At 62.2% G+C, this 18,128-nt stretch carries 16 protein-coding genes, 1 tRNA gene and 1 riboswitch; of the genes, 11 read left to right on the top strand and 6 right to left on the bottom strand.

Translation table 11 applies throughout. The features are described 5' to 3' along the window. Nucleotides 1-415: 415 nt before the first annotated feature. The 5 genes from BLS48_RS17610 (at nt 416) to BLS48_RS17590 (ending at nt 3,961) form a co-directional block, all read left to right on the top strand. Nucleotides 416-1,405: a glycosyltransferase family 2 protein gene (locus tag BLS48_RS17610; RefSeq protein WP_208604638.1), complete on the top strand. Its 990-nt coding sequence runs from the start codon at nt 416-418 to the stop codon at nt 1,403-1,405. After that, nucleotides 1,398-2,099: a class I SAM-dependent methyltransferase gene (locus BLS48_RS17605; protein WP_091579799.1), complete on the top strand. Its 702-nt coding sequence runs from the start codon at nt 1,398-1,400 to the stop codon at nt 2,097-2,099. Before BLS48_RS17610 ends, BLS48_RS17605 begins: the two co-directional genes overlap by 8 nt. Before the next feature lie 10 nt (nt 2,100-2,109). Continuing rightward, nucleotides 2,110-2,328 (top strand): GtrA family protein, encoded by a 219-nt coding sequence (locus BLS48_RS17600; protein WP_244529642.1) that lies wholly within the window; start codon nt 2,110-2,112, stop codon nt 2,326-2,328. Further along, entirely contained in the window at nt 2,325-3,815 is a 1,491-nt protein-coding gene (locus tag BLS48_RS17595; RefSeq protein WP_091579796.1) for a hypothetical protein, read from the top strand. Before BLS48_RS17600 ends, BLS48_RS17595 begins: the two co-directional genes overlap by 4 nt. 72 nt (nt 3,816-3,887) lie before the next feature. Further along, nucleotides 3,888-3,961 (top strand) — tRNA-Gly (locus BLS48_RS17590). Between the two features lie 34 nt (nt 3,962-3,995). Here the strand turns inward: BLS48_RS17590 and BLS48_RS17585 are convergent. Both BLS48_RS17585 and BLS48_RS17580 read right to left on the bottom strand, forming a co-directional pair. Next, a complete protein-coding gene (locus BLS48_RS17585) occupies nt 3,996-4,757 on the bottom strand; it encodes a Stf0 family sulfotransferase (RefSeq protein ID WP_091579793.1) in 762 nt (253 codons plus the stop codon). Nucleotides 4,758-5,054: 297 nt separating this feature from the next. Then, complete coding sequence (locus BLS48_RS17580; RefSeq protein WP_091579790.1) at nt 5,055-6,044, bottom strand: LysR family transcriptional regulator; 990 nt, start codon at nt 6,042-6,044, stop codon at nt 5,055-5,057. Nucleotides 6,045-6,357: 313 nt separating this feature from the next. Here BLS48_RS17580 and chvE point away from each other — a divergent pair, with 313 nt between their 5' ends. The 4 genes from chvE (at nt 6,358) to araD1 (ending at nt 11,551) form a co-directional block, all read left to right on the top strand. After that, entirely contained in the window at nt 6,358-7,425 is a 1,068-nt protein-coding gene (gene chvE / locus BLS48_RS17575; RefSeq protein ID WP_091579787.1) for a multiple monosaccharide ABC transporter substrate-binding protein, read from the top strand. Between the two features lie 122 nt (nt 7,426-7,547). Beyond that, nucleotides 7,548-9,080 carry a multiple monosaccharide ABC transporter ATP-binding protein gene (gene mmsA / locus BLS48_RS17570; protein WP_091579784.1) on the top strand — a complete coding sequence of 511 codons (1,533 nt, stop codon included), beginning with the start codon at nt 7,548-7,550 and terminating at the stop codon, nt 9,078-9,080. Then, nucleotides 9,077-10,369, top strand: coding sequence for a multiple monosaccharide ABC transporter permease (gene mmsB / locus BLS48_RS17565; protein WP_091579781.1), 1,293 nt, complete (start codon nt 9,077-9,079; stop codon nt 10,367-10,369). Before mmsA ends, mmsB begins: the two co-directional genes overlap by 4 nt. 189 nt (nt 10,370-10,558) lie before the next feature. After that, nucleotides 10,559-11,551 carry an AraD1 family protein gene (gene araD1, locus BLS48_RS17560; protein WP_091580067.1) on the top strand — a complete coding sequence of 331 codons (993 nt, stop codon included), beginning with the start codon at nt 10,559-10,561 and terminating at the stop codon, nt 11,549-11,551. Nucleotides 11,552-11,747: 196 nt separating this feature from the next. On the opposite strand, the gene BLS48_RS17555 is transcribed toward araD1, so the two are convergent. Further along, on the bottom strand, nt 11,748-12,521 hold the full coding sequence (locus tag BLS48_RS17555; RefSeq protein ID WP_091579779.1) for an ABC transporter substrate-binding protein: 774 nt from the start codon (nt 12,519-12,521) through the stop codon (nt 11,748-11,750). A 101-nt stretch (nt 12,522-12,622) separates the two neighbouring features. Then, complete coding sequence (locus tag BLS48_RS17550; RefSeq protein WP_091579776.1) at nt 12,623-13,717, bottom strand: 2'-deoxycytidine 5'-triphosphate deaminase; 1,095 nt, start codon at nt 13,715-13,717, stop codon at nt 12,623-12,625. Nucleotides 13,718-13,855: 138 nt separating this feature from the next. Further along, a riboswitch (SAM riboswitch) is annotated at nt 13,856-13,933 on the top strand. A gap of 57 nt (nt 13,934-13,990) precedes the next feature. Here BLS48_RS17550 and BLS48_RS17545 point away from each other — a divergent pair. Continuing rightward, entirely contained in the window at nt 13,991-15,178 is a 1,188-nt protein-coding gene (locus BLS48_RS17545) for an O-succinylhomoserine sulfhydrylase (RefSeq protein WP_091579774.1), read from the top strand. Nucleotides 15,179-15,193: 15 nt separating this feature from the next. Here the strand turns inward: BLS48_RS17545 and BLS48_RS17540 are convergent, their stop codons facing one another. Continuing rightward, nucleotides 15,194-16,345 (bottom strand): ceramide glucosyltransferase, encoded by a 1,152-nt coding sequence (locus BLS48_RS17540; RefSeq protein WP_091580064.1) that lies wholly within the window; start codon nt 16,343-16,345, stop codon nt 15,194-15,196. Between the two features lie 227 nt (nt 16,346-16,572). Between BLS48_RS17540 and apaG the strand changes: the two genes are divergently transcribed. Then, on the top strand, nt 16,573-16,965 hold the full coding sequence (apaG, locus tag BLS48_RS17535; RefSeq protein WP_091579771.1) for a Co2+/Mg2+ efflux protein ApaG: 393 nt from the start codon (nt 16,573-16,575) through the stop codon (nt 16,963-16,965). A 64-nt stretch (nt 16,966-17,029) separates the two neighbouring features. Here apaG and BLS48_RS17530 read toward each other — a convergent pair whose 3' ends face one another. Then, nucleotides 17,030-18,064 carry an Hsp33 family molecular chaperone gene (locus BLS48_RS17530; RefSeq protein WP_091579769.1) on the bottom strand — a complete coding sequence of 345 codons (1,035 nt, stop codon included), beginning with the start codon at nt 18,062-18,064 and terminating at the stop codon, nt 17,030-17,032. Nucleotides 18,065-18,128: the final 64 nt, after the last annotated feature.

Genomic DNA, 18,128 nt, shown 5'->3' with positions numbered 1-18,128 from the left:
TCCAGCTTCGGTCGCCCCGATTCGGGGGACGAGCCCAGAGATACGCACTCGCCGGCCATCCATCAAGCCGGCGCGGTCTTCGCGTAGAACCGGGTGCGTCGAACCAGTAGCGCTGTCACGCGAGAGTTGGGCAACTGGCGAGCCCCTGCATCTCGAACAGGTGATCGGGACGCGGATCCTCGGCAGGCGCGCAATTGGCGGGGTCATGGCGTGGCCCGCATTCGCATGGAACTGCCGGTTCGTTCGTGACGGGGCTTGCGGCGTCAAAACGCATGGCGGAAAAGGCGGCCAGCCAACGGCTGCGGTCGATCCCGCTGGCTTATCTGTTTTCTAACCAATTGCCGCTATTCCCAATCAAATAGCGGGAGCCAGGCTTTTGGTGGAGACGCAGAACATCACCACGCGACGCGCCGTCATGTTGTCGGTGGTCGTCCCGTGCTACAACGAACTGGATGGGGTGGCCGAACTTCATCGGCGGGTGACGGCCGCATGCCTGGAACACGGCCCTTCCTACGAGATCGTCCTGGTTATCGATGGCGCGACCGACGGTACGCGCGAAGCCATTTTCCAGCTGGCCGAAAAGGACGACCATGTCGTCGCCATCGACCTTGCCCGCAACTACGGCCACCAGATCGCGTTGAGCGCGGGGCTAGAATTCTGTCGCGGCCAGCGCATTCTCATTCTCGATGCCGACCTGCAGGATCCGCCGGAACTGCTCGGCGCGATGATGGCGAAGATGAATGAAGGCTTCGATGTCGTTTACGGCCAGCGGCTGACGCGCGACGGTGAAAGCTGGTTCAAGCTGGTCTCCGCCTCGATGTTCTATCGCTTGCTGGGCCGGATGGTCGACGTCGACATAGCGCCGAATTCCGGCGATTTCCGGCTGATGAGCCGCCGCGCGCTGGACCATCTCAACGCGATGCCTGAACGCTACAGGTTCATTCGCGGCATGGTGAGCTGGATCGGGCTGAAACAGGTGGCTTTCCCCTATGAAAGACACCGGCGCTTTGCCGGCACCACCCACTATCCGCTGAAGAAGATGGTTCTCCTGGCGATCGACGCGATGACCAGCTTCTCCATCGCACCGCTACGGTTCGCCTCGCTGCTCGGCATGATGTTCGGCCTTCTGGGGCTGGTCGTGCTCGGCTACACCCTGTTCGAATGGACCGCCGGAAACGTGTTGCCCGGCTGGACGAGCCTTGCCGCGATCATCCTGATCCTCGGCAGCGTCCAGCTCATGGTGCTTGGCATCTTCGGCGAGTATCTCGGGCGCATGTACATGGAGACAAAGCGGCGGCCGCTCTACTTCGTCAACGAGATCGTTTCGCGCAGCCAGGCAGCCGAGGACAAGGACCTGCCTGTCCATCGCCTGCAGGAGATGGCAAAGAGGGCGGCGCGTGCTTGAGGCGGAGTTCGACCAGTTTGCGCGCGAGTATCAGGAACAGCATGCCGCGAGCATAAGGCTGAGCGGCGAAACGCCGGACTTCTTCGCCAAGTACAAGATCGACGACGTTGCCGCGACGCTGCGGCGGGCCGGTGTGAAACCGCGACGGATACTCGACTTCGGCGCCGGCGTCGGCAATTCGCTCGGCCATATGCGAAAAGCGTTTCCAGACAGCGAGATCGTCTTGCTCGATCCTTCGCGGGAATCGCTCGACATCGCCCGCAAGCGCTTTCCCGGCCAGGCCTCGTTCACGCATTTCGACGGCAGGACTATTCCGTTCGCCGACGGCAGCTTCGACCTGGCCTTCGCGGCTTGCGTCTTCCACCACATTCCAGAGGAGCTGCAGATCGGATTGCTCGCGGAGATCGGCAGGGTGTTGGCCGATGGCGGCAGCTTCTTTCTTTTCGAACACAATCCGTGGAACCCGCTGACCACTCACGCGGTGAGAAATTGCGCTTTCGACGAGAACGCGGTCTTGATCAACTCCCGCGAGATGCGCAAGCGGATGGCCGCGGCGGGTCTTTCCAACACCCGGATCATCTACCGGATCTTCTTTCCCCGGCTGCTTGCCAGGCTGAGGCCGTTCGAGCGCTTCCTCACCAAGATTCCTGTCGGAGCCCAGTATTTTGCGCATGCGGTCAAGCCTGCCGTTTGACGATCCGAGGATGCCGCGATTTGGCGTCGTCGGTTTGTTGAACACGGCGCTGGGAGACGCGGTCATCCTGGCCGGGCTCGCACTGGGCCTTGCCGACATCATTTCCAATGCCGCGAGCTATGCCGCTGGCCTTGTCCTCGGCTTCTTCCTCAACCGCCAATGGACCTTCAGCCATGCCGATGGCTTTCGCCCTGGCGCGGTCGCGAAATGGCCTGGAGCCGCTATATGAGCGAGGCGGAAGCAATCGTGCCGGCAACGCCCTCGGTCGCGGACGCACAGCGGACCAGGTTGATATTCTGCCTGTTGGTTGCCTGCGTCATAGCGGCGGTACTGGCTGCCTTTGCCGGCGCCCTGCTGCAGGATCCCGACAATTGGTGGCAAGTGAAGGTCGGACTGGATTTCCTGGCAAACCGGACATTTCCGACGGCCGACCCCTACTCCTACACTTTTGCCGGCCAGCCATGGATCGCCAAGGAATGGCTTGGGCAGGTCCTGCTGGCGCTTGCCTACCGGGCGGGAGGCTGGAACGGGGTGGTCACGCTGATCATCGCCACGGTTGGCCTGACGGTCTTCCTGATGGGATGGTTTCTCAGCGGCTGGCTGAAGCCGATATTGGCGATAGCGCTGGCGTTCGTCGTGGCCTTCCTGATCGACCCGATCTATACGGCGCGCCCGCACGTCTTCACCTTGCCGATCATCGTCATCTGGACGGCGATGCTGTTTCGTGCGGCGCAAGAAGAGAGAACCCCGCCCTGGTGGCTGCTCGTGCTTGTCGTGCTGTGGGCGAACCTGCACGCCACCTTCACCCTGAGCTACGTCATCGCCGCCTTTGCCGGTCTCGATCTGCTGGTGCGCGTCGGCCTGTCGAAACCCGTCCTCCTGGCCAAATGGGTCGCTTTCGGCCTGCTCTGCCCACTGGTCAGCCTGATCCATCCCTATGGCGTGAAAGCCATCCTGGCCACGCTCACCGTCGCCTATGGCAATGAGGCCGTGCCACTCATCCTCGAGTGGCGGCCCTTCAACGCCCAGGAACAGCCTTTCCAGGAAGTCGCTATGCTGGTGGCGCTTTTCGGACTTTTGGTATCGCGGTTGCGAATTGGCTGGCCCAAGGCCCTGTTCATCATCTTCACCCTACATATGTTCCTCAACCACATGCGATTCGTGTATCTGTTCTTCCTGCTGGTTCCGCTCGGGGTCGCGGTCGAGGTCGCGCAGCAATACCCCTCGCTTTCAGCGACCGCATGGCTGGCGGAAAAGCGCGACGGGCTGGAAAAATTCTTCGCCCGGCGGTTCTACCCGATCTGCGGCGCGGTAACCGTTCTGCTGGTCGGTGCGGCCTTGGTGCTTGGCAGCGTGTATCAGGTCGCGCCGAGCCAGAAGACGTCGGCCAGCGGCGCGCTGGCATTCGCCGAAAGCCATCATCTGTCCGGCAACGTGCTGAATTCCTACAATTTCGGCGGCACGCTGATTTTTCACGGGATCAAGACCTACATCGACGGACGGACGGACCAGCTGTTCCTGGGCGGCTTCACCAAGACCGATGACGAGATGGGGCACAGCGACGGCAAGCCGCTGCTGGAAGCCGAGTTGAAGAAATACGCCATAGGCTGGGCGCTGCTGTCGGCCGGCGACAGCCGCATTCCCTTCTTCGACGAACTGGGCTGGAAGCGCGCCTATGCGGACGATTATGCGGTGATCTACCTGCCCGGCGCTTGATCTGGCCGCGCCGGCACGAGGCCCGCTTTGGCGATTGCCCCAAGGCATGCCGTCATGATAACGAGGGCTCACGCGGGTATGATGTAATGGTAGCCTGTCAGCTTCCCAAGCTGAACGCGCGGGTTCGATTCCCGCTACCCGCTCCAAGCACCCACATTCCGGAAGGTTCGAACAGGCTGCCTAAGCTTGGCTGATTCGCATCTGTTTCTTCAGAAGGAACCGAGCGAGATTGTCGATGTTGCGCGGCGCCACGTGTTCGGGGAGATGAGCCAATGGGCTCTTGGATTTGGCGTCATCTTGGAACCGCTGTACCCAATCTTCGGTGTGTGTGTCCCGCTGCAACCGTAAATTCGTCTTGAACTCGCCCTCCGGCATTTCGACCGACAACTGCCGGGCCATCGATTCGACATAAGGACGAGGGTCGTCCAACAGGTCTTCATAGACGAAATGGTCGTAAGGCAGATTGGCTATGCGCAAGTAGGCCTCCCAGAAGGCATAGCTCTGTTCGATCAGGAAGTAGGCCTGGCAGATGCCCGCGAAGTCGTATTGCGGAACCAAATCCGCGCCGTTCATCGTGCTTTTCCAATGGCCGGTTGCCTTCGCCCGGCAATGGGAAATTGCTTGACGAAGGCGGTCTCTCCGCTCCAGCAGGATCAATCCCATATCATGGCGCCCGACGCATTCGGCGAGGAAGTCGGTTCCATATTTCGCCTGCGACCAGTGAAGATGCCGTGGGAACAACTTTACCGCGAACCTGCCATTCGCGGTCCCGCCGCGATCGATCACTGCGGAAAGAAGTTCATCGAACGATTTCGGCTTGAATCCCAGATTGATAGTGTCGAGCCATTCGGCCGAATTGCCAAAAGTACCGGCGCTGTTGGTGAGACTGCCGAGCCATTCGGAGCCGCTACGAGCCTCGGTTAATATCGCCACGCCTTTCATGTGTCCCCTTTGCTCGTTGTCCGCGGAGGTTCATTAGTTAAGGAAAATATGGCGCTCTCAAGGAATGTGTAGTCCCTCGCTTTAGGAGGTACATGTGGGACCAACTGGCTCCAGGGCGAGGCCATTGCCGGCAATGGCATTCGCCGTTGGCGGTCGGATGTGGGAGCCGCCGCATCAGATTTGTCGCCCATGGACACGTTGCATCCTTGGGGGATCATCTGGTCACCCATTCGATGCTGAAGTTCGCTGGTGATCAACGTCGTGTGTCGGGCAGGATAACCTTGCCCGAACTGGCCACTATCCCACTTCGCGCAGGATGAAGTCGTGCAGCATCTTGGCGGCCGGGGACAGCACGCGATTTTTCACGGTGATCAGGCTGTAGGGCCTGACCTCGATGTCGAACTCGGTGTGGACGACGTCGATGGCGCCGGCCAGCCCGTCGGGATTCTGGATGAATTTCGCGACCTGGACCGAGACCGGTGCAATGGCGTCGGACTGCGCGACCATGACCAGGGTCAGGAGCAGCGAGCTGGTGTTGAGGATGCGGTCCGGCAGGGCGATGTTGCGGTTGAGGAAATTGCTCTCCATCGCCTGGCGCAGCGGCGAGCCGCCCGACTGGAAGACCCAGTCATAGGCGGCGGTGTCTTCCAGCCGCACCGCCTCGCCCCGCGTGAGCGGGTGACCACGGCGCACGATAAGACAGGCTTTCTCGACGCCGATGACGCGCGACTCGAACAGCCGCGGATTGAGATCGTCGGGGATGCGCGCGATGATGAAGTCATGGCGCGTGGCGATCAGTTCGCGCGCCAGCACGTTCGAAGTCTCGACCTGCATGGTGATCTCGATGCGCGGATAGATGCGGCGGATCTCGCGAATCGCCGGCACCGCCAGTTCGATCGCCGGCGCCGTTACGGCACCCAGGAACACCGAACCACCCTTGCCCGCCTTGAGCTCGGAAATCTCGCGGTCGACCTCGCGCATCTCCAGCAGGATCGAGCGCGCGCGCCTGGCCAGTGCCTTGCCGTACGGCGTCAACGTGATGCCGCGCGGCAGCCTCTCGCACAGCTTGACCTCGAGCACAGCCTCCATCTCACCGATCATGCGCGAGGCCGCTGGCTGTGAAATGTTCATGACCTGGGCTGCCGCGCTCACCCGGCCATGATCGTCGAGCGCGACGATCATACGCATGTGACGCAGGCTGAGACCACTGCGCAGCAGGGTTTCGCCGTCGCCCGGCATCTCGCTGTAACCATTTGAAACCGCTGTCGGATTCCGTAGCGCCACCATGGCTTTTTCGCCGCCTCCGCTCGCCGCCGGCCGGTATTGTCGGTGGTCCCGTGACGTCTCATAACACATACCAATAGTGATATAGCAACCATCAAAGATCGCATTTGACAGTTATGGCAAAGGGCCACACCCTTCGCGCGTTCCGAGACGCTACGGTCGCTGACGAGAAAAATCGTATCGATTGAAATCAGCGCCTCGGAGCCATGGGAGGATACCGGAGATCGATATGACGGCAGCAGTGCCTTGGCGCTTCTGCACGATTGCGCGGCCCGCGACCCCCGGGGTGCCGCGTCCATCAACCAGGGAGAGTTAAGTGAAAATCATCAAGACATTAGTCGCCGCCTTGGCGGTCAGCATCGCGGCCATGTCGGCCACCGCCTACGCGGCCGACAAAGGTCTGGTAGGCGTGCTGATGCCCACCAAGACCTCGCAGCGCTGGATCAACGACGGCGACGCCGTCAAGTCCCAGCTCGAGGCTCTCGGCTATACCGTCGACCTGCAATACGCGCAGGATGACATCCCCAACCAGCTCAGCCAGCTGGAAAACGAAATCACCAAGGGCCCGAAGGCACTGATCATCGCCTCCATCGACGGCACCACGCTGTCGGACGCGCTGCAGAAGGCCGCTGACGCCGGTGTCGTCGTCGTCGCCTATGACCGCCTGATCAAGAAGACCGCCAATGTCGACTACTACACAACCTTCGACAATTTCGGCGTTGGCGTCATCCAGGCCAATTCGCTGCTCAAGGGCCTGGGCTACCCGGACAAGAAGGGTCCGTTCAACATCGAACTGTTCGGCGGTTCGCCCGACGACAACAACGCCTTCTTCTTCTACAACGGCGCCATGTCCGTTCTTCAGCCGCTGATCGACAGCAAGGTGCTGGTCGTGAAGTCCGGCCAGATGGGCATGGACAAGGTCGGCACGCTGCGCTGGCTGGCGGCAACCGCCCAGGCGCGCATGGACAACCTGCTCTCCGCCAACTACTCGGACGGCAGCCGCGTCGATGGCGTTCTGTCGCCCTATGACGGCCTGTCGCGCGGCATCACAGCCTCGCTGCGCGCCGTGGGCTACGGCACGGCCGCTCAGCCCTGGCCTGTTGTGACCGGCCAGGACGCCGAGACCGCCTCGGTCAAGCTGATCATCTCGGGTGAGCAGTACTCGACCGTGTTCAAGGACACCCGCGAACTGGCCAAGGCCACTGTCGGTCTGGTCGACAAGGTGCTCTCGGGCGGCAAGCCGGAAGGCCTCGACACCAAGACCTACAACAACGACGTCAAGGTCGTTCCCTCGATCCTGCTGACGCCGCATGAGGTCGACAAGTCGAACTACCAGGCACTGGTGGTCGACTCCGGCTACATCAAGGCCGAAGACCTGAAGTAATCGCTTTTGCAAAGCCTGGGGTCCCGCGCGCAGCGGGGCCCCTTTTTGCTAGCGCGGCGAATCCAAAATTCGCATACTAGCCCCCCGGCATTGTTCCGGACCTCGGAGGAGCGGTATTCCTGATGGCCTCGACGATTTTGGAGATGCGCGACATCACCAAGACGTTTCCCGGCGTGAAGGCGCTGTCGAACGTCAACCTCAGCGTCGAGGAAGGCGAGATCCATGCCGTGGTCGGCGAGAACGGCGCCGGCAAATCGACGCTGATGAAGGTGCTGTCAGGCGTGTATGCGTCCGGCACCTATGATGGCGCGATCATCTACCGTGGCGAGGAATGCCATTTCAAAGGCATTCACGACAGCGAACACAAGGGCATCGTCATCATCCACCAGGAGCTTGCGCTGGTGCCGATGCTGTCGATCGCCGAAAACATTTTCCTTGGCAACGAACACGCCAGATTTGGCATCATCGACTGGAATGCCAACGAGACACGCACCAGCGCCTTGCTGAAGAAGGTGGGCCTCAAGGAGGACCCCAAGACGCTGATCACCAACATCGGCGTCGGCAAGCAGCAGCTGGTCGAGATCGCCAAGGCGCTCAGCAAGGAAGTGAAGCTGCTGATCCTGGACGAGCCGACGGCCAGCCTGTCGGAAAAAGACAGCCAGGCGCTGCTCGACCTGCTGCTCGAGTTCAAGCGGCAAGGGATCACCTCGATCCTGATCTCGCACAAGCTCAACGAGGTGAACCGGGTCGCCGACAAGGTCACCATCATCCGCGACGGGCGAACCATCGAGACGCTGGCCAAGAAAGACATCTCGGAAGACCGCATCATCACCTCGATGGTCGGCCGCTCGCTCGACGACCGTTATCCGCCGCGCGAGCCGAAGATCGGTGAGATCGTGCTCCAGGTGAAGAACTGGTCGGTCTATCACCCGATCCATGCCGAGCGGCAAGTGATCAAGGGCATCGATATCAATGTCCGCAAGGGCGAGGTGGTGGGTATCGCCGGGCTGATGGGCGCCGGGCGCACAGAATTCGCGATGAGCCTGTTTGGCCGCTCCTACGGCCGCCGCATCACTGGCGAGGTACTGCTCAAGGGCAAGCCGATCGATGTGTCATCGGTGAGCAAGGCGGTGGAACACGGCATTGCTTACGTCACCGAGGACCGCAAGACCTATGGTCTCAATCTCATCGATCACATCAAGCACAACATCACGCTGGCCAACCTTCCCGGCGTGTCGCGCCACGCCGTGATCGACGACCTGCGCGAACTCGCCGTCGCCAACGACTACAAGGCCAAAACCAACATCCGCTCGTCCAGCGTCTATCAGATGACCGGCAATCTATCGGGCGGCAATCAACAGAAGGTGGTGCTGTCGAAATGGCTGTTCGCCAATCCGGAAGTGCTGATCCTCGACGAGCCGACGCGCGGCATCGACGTCGGGGCCAAGTACGAAATCTACACCATCATCGCCCGTCTCGCCTCAGAGGGTAAGGCAATCATCGTCATCTCATCGGAAATGCCGGAACTGCTCGGCATCACCGACCGCATCTACGTCATGAATGAAGGCCGTATGGTCGGCGAAATGGCAGCAAGCGACGCCAGCCAGGAAAAGATCATGCGCGCCATCGTTCGGGGAGAAGGAAAAGCATCATGAGCACCGAAAGCGCTCCCGCGCCGAAAAGTGGCGTCGCCGAAGACGTGCAGCAGGGACCGCGCGTTGCCGTCTCGGCGCTGATCACCAATTTGCGCGAATATGGCCTGATCCTGGCGCTGATCGCCATCATGGTGTTCTTCCAGTTCACCACGTCCGGCACGCTGTTCAAGCCGGTGAACCTGAGCAATCTGGTCCAGCAGAATTCCTTCATCATCGTGATGGCGCTGGGCATGCTTTTGGTGATCGTTTCGGGCCATATCGACCTCAGTGTCGGCTCCGTGGCCGGTTTCATCGGCGCGCTGGCGGCGATGATGATGGTTATCTGGCCGCTCGGTCCATTCAGCAATCCTCTGGTTGTGTCGATCATCTGCCTCATCATCGGCGGCGGCATCGGCGCCGCCCAAGGCTACTGGATTGCCTATCATCGAATACCGAGCTTCATCGTCACACTGGCGGGAATGTTGATCTTCCGCGGCATCTGCCAAGCGCTGCTGGGTGGCGGGTCTTCTGTTGGGCCGCTTCCGGACGGCTTCAAGGCGCTCAGCTCCGGCTTCATTCCCGACGTGATCGGCCCCTTGATGCTGATCCCGCCGACCGTGAACGCCGCAGGCAAGACCATCATCGGCAGCGGCCTGACGCTGCATATGACGACGATCGTGATCGGCCTCGTCGCCGTGCTCGCCTATGCCTATTTCGGGCTCAGGGCACGGCGCACGCGCGAGCAACATGGCTATGAAGCCGAGCCCTTCACCCTGTTCGTCATAAAGACCCTGGTGACCAGCGCCCTGGCGCTGTTCCTGGTCTACCAATTCGCCACCTACAAGGGCCTGCCGATCGTTCTCATGGTGATGGGCGTGCTGATCGCGCTGTTCGTCTTCGTCACCAAACGCATGACGATCGGCCGCCGCATCTACGCCATGGGCGGCAATGCTAAGGCGGCGCAGCTGTCGGGCATCAAGACCGAGCGGCTAACCCTGATGGTGTTCGTCAACATGGGCGTGCTGTCGGCGCTTGGCGGCCTGATCATCGCGGCGCGCCTGGGGCAGGCCGTGCCAGCGGCGGGTCTCGGCAGTGAGCTCGATGTCATCGCCGCGGTGTTCATCGGCGGCGCTTCGGCCATGGGCGGCGTCGGCCAGGTCATCGGCGCGGTGGTCGGCGGCTTCATCATGGGCGTCATGAACAACGGCATGTCGATCATGGGCGTCAACGTGGATTGGCAACAGGTGGTGAAAGGCCTGGTGCTGCTCGGCGCCGTGGTGTTCGACGTCTACAACAAGAACAAGGGCTGAGGAAACAGGAAGGCATACGGGTCACATCGCGGCACTGCCGGGCGGCACGAAGAAGTCCCCCGAGGGACCGGGCCCGCGAGCGCAATCCGAACGGAGAATTTCACCCGTGGCATGGACGACGTCCCGGCCGCGCTTGGGAAGGTTTGCCGTGCCGGCAGCCATGCCAAGGCAAATGAGAGAGGATTCATCATGCTGATCTCCCAGATTCTCGATGACGCCGAGACCATCCGCGTCGTTGCCCGCAACGGCGGCAAGACCCGGATCATCAACGGCGCGCGCAGCGTCTATTCGCTGGCCATGGAGGCCGCCCGCACCGGCGTCGGCCTCGTCGCGCTGATCGAACGCAAGGGCTTCGGTGAAACCATCGACCTCGACGCCGCCTACAAGAGAGGGCGGCTGGTGTCGCCGATCAACCATCCCGACCCCGCGCATCTCCACCTCACCGGCACGGGCTTGACGCATCTCGGCTCAGCGGCGACGCGCGATTCCATGCACAAGAATCTCAGCGCCCACGGCGAGGAGCAACTCACCGATTCCATGAAGATGTTCCGCATGGGGCTGGAGGGCGGCAAACCCGCGAAAGGCCAGGTCGGCGTGCAGCCGGAATGGTTCTACAAGGGCAACGGCACGATGGCGGTGGCGCCAGGTGCTGCCCTGATGTCGCCGGCTTTCGCCATGGATGCCGGCGAGGAGCCCGAGATCGCCGGCATCTATGTGATCGGCGACGATGGCGCGCCATTCCGCGTCGGCTTCACGCTGTCGAACGAGTTTTCCGATCACGTGACCGAGCGCGTGAACTATCTCTTCCTCGCCCATTCCAAGCTGCGCAACGCGTCGTTCGGACCGGAGATCCTGATCGGCGACCTGCCGTCCGACATCCGCGGCACGTCGCGCATCGTGCGTGACGGCAAGACGCTGTGGGAAAAGCCGTTCCTGTCGGGCGAAGCGAACATGTCGCACACCATCGCCAATCTCGAACATCACCATTTCAAATACTCAGCCTTCCGCCAGCCGGGCGACGTGCATGTGCACATGTTCGGTACGGCGACGCTGTCCTTCGCCGACGGCATCAGGACCAAGGCCGGCGACGTGTTCGAGATCGAAGCCAAGGATTTCGGCCTGCCGCTGCGCAATCCGCTCGAGATAGAGCAGCCGGTGAACGTGGCGGTGAAGGCGCTTTGACGGCCTGATCTCCCCCCTCGTGGGGGAGATGGCCGGCAGGCCAAAGCGGGGCGCTGTCCCTCCAGCACCTCCAAATGTCACCGAGCCCTCGGGCTGTTTTCGATTTGTCACAGAATGCGAGGTTGGCGATCCTTCACGCCCCCCTCTGCCCTGCCGGGCATCTCCCCCACGAGGGGGGAGATTGGCAGCTTCACGCTCAATAGATATCGAAGTCGAAATACTTGGCCTGGATCTTCTTGTAGGTGCCGTCGGCGACGATGGCGTCGATTGCGGCGTTGAGCTTGTCGCGCAGTTCCGTGTCTTCCAGGCGAACGGCGATGCCGGCTTGCGTCTCCGTGCCCTTGACGTCGCCGACCAGCTTGCAGCAGCCGTCGCTGGCCTTCTTCAGCCAGTCCACCAGCACGAACTTGTCCGAGATCACGGCATCAAGCCGGCCGTTGGTCAGGTCGGTGATCGCCTCTTCCTGCGTCGGGTAGAGCTTCGCCTCCGCGCCCGCCTTGCCATAGACATTCTGGGCATAGTCGGCCTGCGTGGTCGAGGCCTGGGCGCCCACCGTCTTGCCGGCTAGTGCCGCCGGTTCGGTCGAGGCGAGATCGCTGTCCTTCGGCGCCACCAGCGCCAGCGGTGTCGTGTAGTACTTGTTGGTGAAGGAGACCTGTTTCTTGCGCTCCTCGGTGATGCTCATCGACGCGATGATGGCATCGAACTTCTTGGCCTGCAGGGCGGGAATGATGCCATCCCAATCCTGGGTGACGATCTCGCACTCGACCTTCATCTGCGCACACAGCGCATTGGCGATATCGATATCGAAGCCGACAACCTTGCCGTCCGAGGTAATGGTGTTGAACGGCGGATAGGCGCCCTCGGTGCCGATCTTCAGTTTCTCCGCGGCCTGCGCCGACAGAGAGCCCGCCGCCATCACCAGCATGGCAGCGCCCGCTGCCGATACGATCCATTTTGAAATCCGCATTTTCTTGGTTCCCCCTTGAACGCCGGCATGCTGGCGGCCGGCAATGCAGCCAAGCACGGTGGGCCAGCACAGGCAAGTATTTTGCCCGACGGCAATGCGGTTCAGCGCGCGGGGCGGAAATGCTTGGACAGCTTCAGGCCCTGCGCCTGGTAGTTGGAGCCGAGGTCGGTGCCGTAGAGCGCCTGCGGCCGCTTCAGCATATGTTCGTAGACCAGCCGACCGACGATCTGGCCATGATCGAGGATGAACGGCACTTCGTGGCTGCGCACTTCGAGCACCGCGCGGCTGCCGGTGCCGCCTGACGCCGAGTGACCGAAACCCGGATCGAAGAAACCGGCATAGTGGACGCGGAACTCGCCGACCAGCGGATCGAAGGGTGTCATCTCGGCGGCATAGAGCGGTGGCACATGCACCGCCTCCTGGCTGACAAGGATGTAGAATTCGTCGGGATCAAGCACCAATTCGCCGGCGCCACTCTTGTGAATCGGCTCCCAGAAATCGACGACCTCCTGCGCGGCGCGCTTGTCGACGTCGACGAGACCGGTGTGATGCTTGCCGCGATAGCCGACCAGACCATTTTCATCGCCATTGAGGTCGATCGACAGTGCGATGCCGCCACCGGAAATATTCGGCGGCTCGGTGGCGACCAGCATCTCGGCGCGATGCAGTTTATGCAGCTCGGCTTCCGACAGCAGCGCATTGCCGGTACGGAAGCGGATCTGCGACAGCCGCGAGCCGGTGCGCGCAACGATCGGGAAGGTGCGCGGGCTGACTTCCAGGTAGAGCGGCCCATGATAGCCGGCGGCGATCTTGTCGAACTCGTGGCCACGGTCGGTCATGACACGTGTGAAGATGTCGAGCCGACCGGTCGAGCTCTTCGGATTGGCCGAAGCCGAAATCTCCGCCGGCAGCGCAAGGCTTTCAAGCAGCGGCACGATATAGACGCAGCCGGTTTCCAGCACCGCGCCGTCGGCAAGATCAATCTCGTGCAGCTTCAGCCGATCAAGTTTTTCCGAAACCTTGTGGTCGGGACCGGGCAGGAAGGAGGCCCGCACCCGCCATGCCTTGTCGCCGAGCCGAAGATCAAGGCTGGCGGGCTGGATCTGATCGGCATCGAGCGCGCGCGGCGACTTCAGCGCACCGGATTGGAACAGCGCCGAAATGTCCTGATCGGGAAGAATGCCTGTCTGCCGCAAGGCTTCACTCCTAGGCCAGACGTTTTCCTTGTCGCAGGTTCTTGCCGCAAAACCGTGGAACACTTTTGCGGAACCTGCTTGGTACAAACCTCTTAATCAAGCCGGCAATTGACGCAAGCGTGGCGCGGGTCTAAAGGGTCGTTATCCCGTGGTGATTTGGCCGGTCGGCTTGCAGCCACGTTAAACAAGTCGCTAAAGGACCGTCGGGCCGCAAGGCCGTATGGACCGGTTGCGACTTTCGCGGCCGGTTTTTTTGTGTCTGGAACAAAAGCGATGAGCAGCAAGAAGCGCAACTGGAAACCTCAGACAGCCCTCGTACACGCCGGAGCCCTGCGTTCCGGCTTCGGCGAAACCTCCGAGGCGATATATCTCACCCAGGGCTATGTCTATGAGACGGCGCAGGCCGCCGAGGCCCGCTTCAAGGGCGAGGAGCCGGGCTTCATCTATTCGCGCTACGCCAATCCGACGGTTGACATGTTCGAAAAGCGCATGTGCGCGCTGGAAGGCGCCGAGGATGCGCGCGCCACCGCGTCGGGCATGGCGGCGGTAACTGCCGCCCTTCTGTGCAGCGTCAAGGCCGGCGACCATATCGTGGCGGCGCGCGCGCTTTTCGGCTCCTGCCGCTGGGTGGTCGAGACCCTGGCGCCTCGGTACGGCATCGAGGCAACGCTGGTCGACGGCACCAACATCGCCAACTGGGAAAAAGCGGTCAGGCCGAATACCAAGCTGTTCTTCCTGGAAAGCCCGACCAACCCGACGCTGGAAGTGGTCGACATCGCCGCTGTTGCCTCACTCGCCAATTCGATCGGCGCGCGGCTCGTCGTCGACAACGTCTTTGCCACCCCGCTACAGCAGAAACCCTTGCAGCTTGGCGCGCATATCGTCGTCTATTCGGCGACCAAGCACATTGACGGCCAAGGACGGTGCCTTGGCGGCGTCATCCTGTCGGACAAGAAGTGGATCGACGAGAACCTGCACGACTATTTTCGCCACACCGGCCCCAGCCTGTCGCCCTTCAATGCCTGGACGTTGCTGAAGGGCCTGGAGACGCTGCCGCTGCGCGTACGCCAGCAAACGGAAAGCGCCGGCAAGATCGCCGACTTCCTCGCCGAGCGGCCGGAAATCGCCCGTGTCATCTATCCCGGCCGCGCCGACCACCCGCAGGCGGCGATCGTCAAGAAGCAGATGTCGGGCGGCTCGACGCTGATCTGCCTCGACGTCAAGGGCGGCAAGCAGGCGGCCTTCGCCTTGCAGAACGCGCTCGATATCGTGCTGATCTCCAACAATCTCGGCGACGCCAAGAGCCTGATCACCCATCCGGCGACAACGACGCACAAGAATTTGAGCGACGAGGCCCGCGCGGAACTCGGCATCGGGCCAGGCACGCTCAGGCTTTCGGTCGGCCTGGAGGATACCGACGATCTTCTGGAGGATATCGCGCAGGCGCTGAAGGCCAGGTAACAAAGGTTTTGGCCTTCAGGCGCTCGACGGCGTCTCTTCCAGTTCGGCCGCCTTGGTGCCAATGGTCATGGCGTTACCGCGCCAGTCGACGGCACCGCCGAGCCAGCCGCGTGCCCACATCACCGGCAGGATCATGTCGCGCACCACCATTGCCGCGATCATGCGGGGCGACAGATACCAGCCCTTGGCCGAGGCCAGGGCGCATTCCGGAAGATAGAACGCTGCCAGCACGGCGATGCAGGTGAGCGGCAGGCTGAAGCCGGCGCCTGCCGCCGCAACCAGCGCAAGCGCCAGCGGCACCGCCGCGCCGGTCAGGATCTCGGGCGCGAAGAACAGCGGGAAGGTGACACGGCGCAGGCGCGCCCAACGCGCCTGGCGCGACCAGATCTCGCCGAGCGTGCGCCGGCCGAGCGGCTGCTCGAAGGGCGAGGCGACGAGATTGACACGCAGGCCGAGGCCGTTGACCAGCTTGGTCGCGGCAGCGTCCTCGGCGATCTCGGCGGCCAGCGCGCGGATGCCGCCACTGGCGTCGAGCATCGGCTTGTTCCACAACATGCTCTTGCCCTGGGCAAAGCCAAGGCCAAGCGCCTCGCCGGCATATTGCCAGCGCGCCTGCAGCGTGTTGAGGAAGGCACATTCGACCTCGGCCCAGAAGCCGTCCGGCCGCGAGCCGATCGGCGTCGAGCAGACAAGGCCGGTGTCCGACCGCCAGGCCGCCATCAGGTGCTGGACGTAATCTTCAGGCATCAACACGTTGGAATCGGCCAGGATGACCCAGTGGTGGCGCGCCGCTTCCCAACCCTTGACGCAATTGTTGAGCTTCGGATTTGCGCTGATGCGGTCGTCGCCGAACAACAGGCGGGCCGGCACCGCCGGAAAACGGGCGATGGCGGCGCGGATCAATCCGACCACCTGATCATCGGCTTGGGCGACGCAGAAGATCAGTTCGTAACGCGGCCAGTCGAGCGAGAAGGCGCGCTCCAGCGTCTCGTGCGTGAACGGCTCGACGCCACGCGACGGCACGACGATCGACACCGGCTGTGACTTGCCGGTCGGCGCTGCGATGACGCGGCGTCGCTTCAGACGCGAAGCGGCGAACACGATGCTGGCGAGGTTTGAGACGATGAGAACAGTCGAAAGCAAGGCGGCTATGAGAGTGAGTTCCATCGAGATCCGGTCACTCCAGAAAAAGCCGGCCTCCATGGCGACCGCTTTCGACAGTTCGACAGAGCGCCCGAGTCGCCAGGCACTGGTTGGCGCACACCATCATTGTCATGTGTCACTTAAATGACATTCTTTGTCGGCACCTGCCTGTCAGGTCGGAATGACGGGGCGCACCGTTGACCAGCCCGCCAGGAGCGCCGAAAGTTGCCGGGACTGTTTTGGAGTCGCTTATGTACCGCGCCGTCACGCGCAACATCGAAGTGCAGGTCAGGCCGTTCTATCTGGAGGATCGCTCGGATCCGTCCGAGAACCGCTATGTCTGGGGCTATCAGATAACGATCGACAACCAGTCGGACGAGTTCGTGCAGCTGTTGTCGCGCTATTGGCACATCACCGACGGCACCGGTCGGGTCGAGGAAGTGCGCGGCGCCGGCGTCGTCGGCGACCAGCCCGAACTCAATCCCGGCGACAGCTATCAATACACGTCCGGCTGCCCGCTTTCGACACCGTCAGGGATCATGGTCGGGCACTATACGATGCGCAACAAGCGGGGCGAGACGTTCGATATCGCGATCCCCGCCTTCTCCCTCGACCTGCCGGGTACGCGACGGACGGTGAATTAGTCTCGGGTGTGGGCGCCAATGCCCTCACCGGCCGCGAAGCAGCCGGTGAGACGTTGTTCTCTTACTATTGAGCTGCTGCAAATTCCGCCGGGTTGAAGTCATATTGCTTCGAGCAGAATTCACAGGCGACGTGGATGCCGCCATCCTCGGTGCTATCCTTGATCTCCTGCGCGGAGAAGCCCTCGAGGATGCCACGGATCTTGTCTCGCGAACACGAACACTGATCGGCGACCGGAACCCCGCCGAAGACGCGCACGCCATGCTCGTGGAACAGCCTGTAGAGCAGCCGCTCGGCGCCGATCGTCGGGTCGATCAGCTCGGTCGGCTCGATGGTGCCGAGCAACGCCAGCAGTTCCTGCCAGGAATTGTCGGCCGGATCGTTAATTTCGTCGCGCGGATCGCCATCGCCACCCGGCAGGTCCGGCACACGCATACGCTCGGGCGACTGCGGCAGGAACTGCGCCAGGATGCCACCGGCGCGCCACTGTTCGCGCGCGCCACCGATGCCGGGCGTCAACAGCTTGGCCACCGAAAGCCTGAGATCGGTCGGAATCTGCTCCGACTGACGGAAATAGGTACGTGCCGCGTCTTCGAGCGTTTCGCCGTCGAGCTGGACAATGCCCTGATAGCGCTGCGTGTGAGCACCCTGGTCGATGGTCAGCGCCAGCACACCGCTGCCAAGCAGCGTCTGCTGAGACGTTTCGCCTGCCGCGACCAGCGCCTCGAGCCGGTCGGGATCGAAACGCGCATAGGCCCGCAGTGCCGTAGGCGTGGAAAAATCCGCGACCAGCATGTCGACCGGACCATCGGTACGGGTCTGCAGGATGAACTTGCCCTCGAACTTGAGCGATGTGCCGAGCAGCACCGTCAGCACACAGGCTTCCGCCAGTAGGCGGGCGACCGGCTCGGGATAGTCGTGGCGGCTCAGGATGGCGTCGAGCATCGGCCCGAGCTGAACGGTGCGGCCGCGCACGTCGAGCGGGCCGACCTCGAAGGGAACGACATGATCGTCGCCAGCGTAGCCGAATTCGCCGAGTTTGGGGTGATGTTCAGTCACTTGATGGGTTTCCAACATGACAAAGCTCCAGGGCGCGGCCATGCCGCCCTGTGGGGCGCATGCGTCGAAACGCGCTTGATTTGCGTGATGCGGCGCAAATAGGCAT

Source organism: Mesorhizobium qingshengii, from assembly GCF_900103325.1.
Classification (GTDB): domain Bacteria; phylum Pseudomonadota; class Alphaproteobacteria; order Rhizobiales; family Rhizobiaceae; genus Mesorhizobium; species Mesorhizobium qingshengii.
This window is presented reverse-complemented; position numbering and strand designations above follow the sequence as displayed.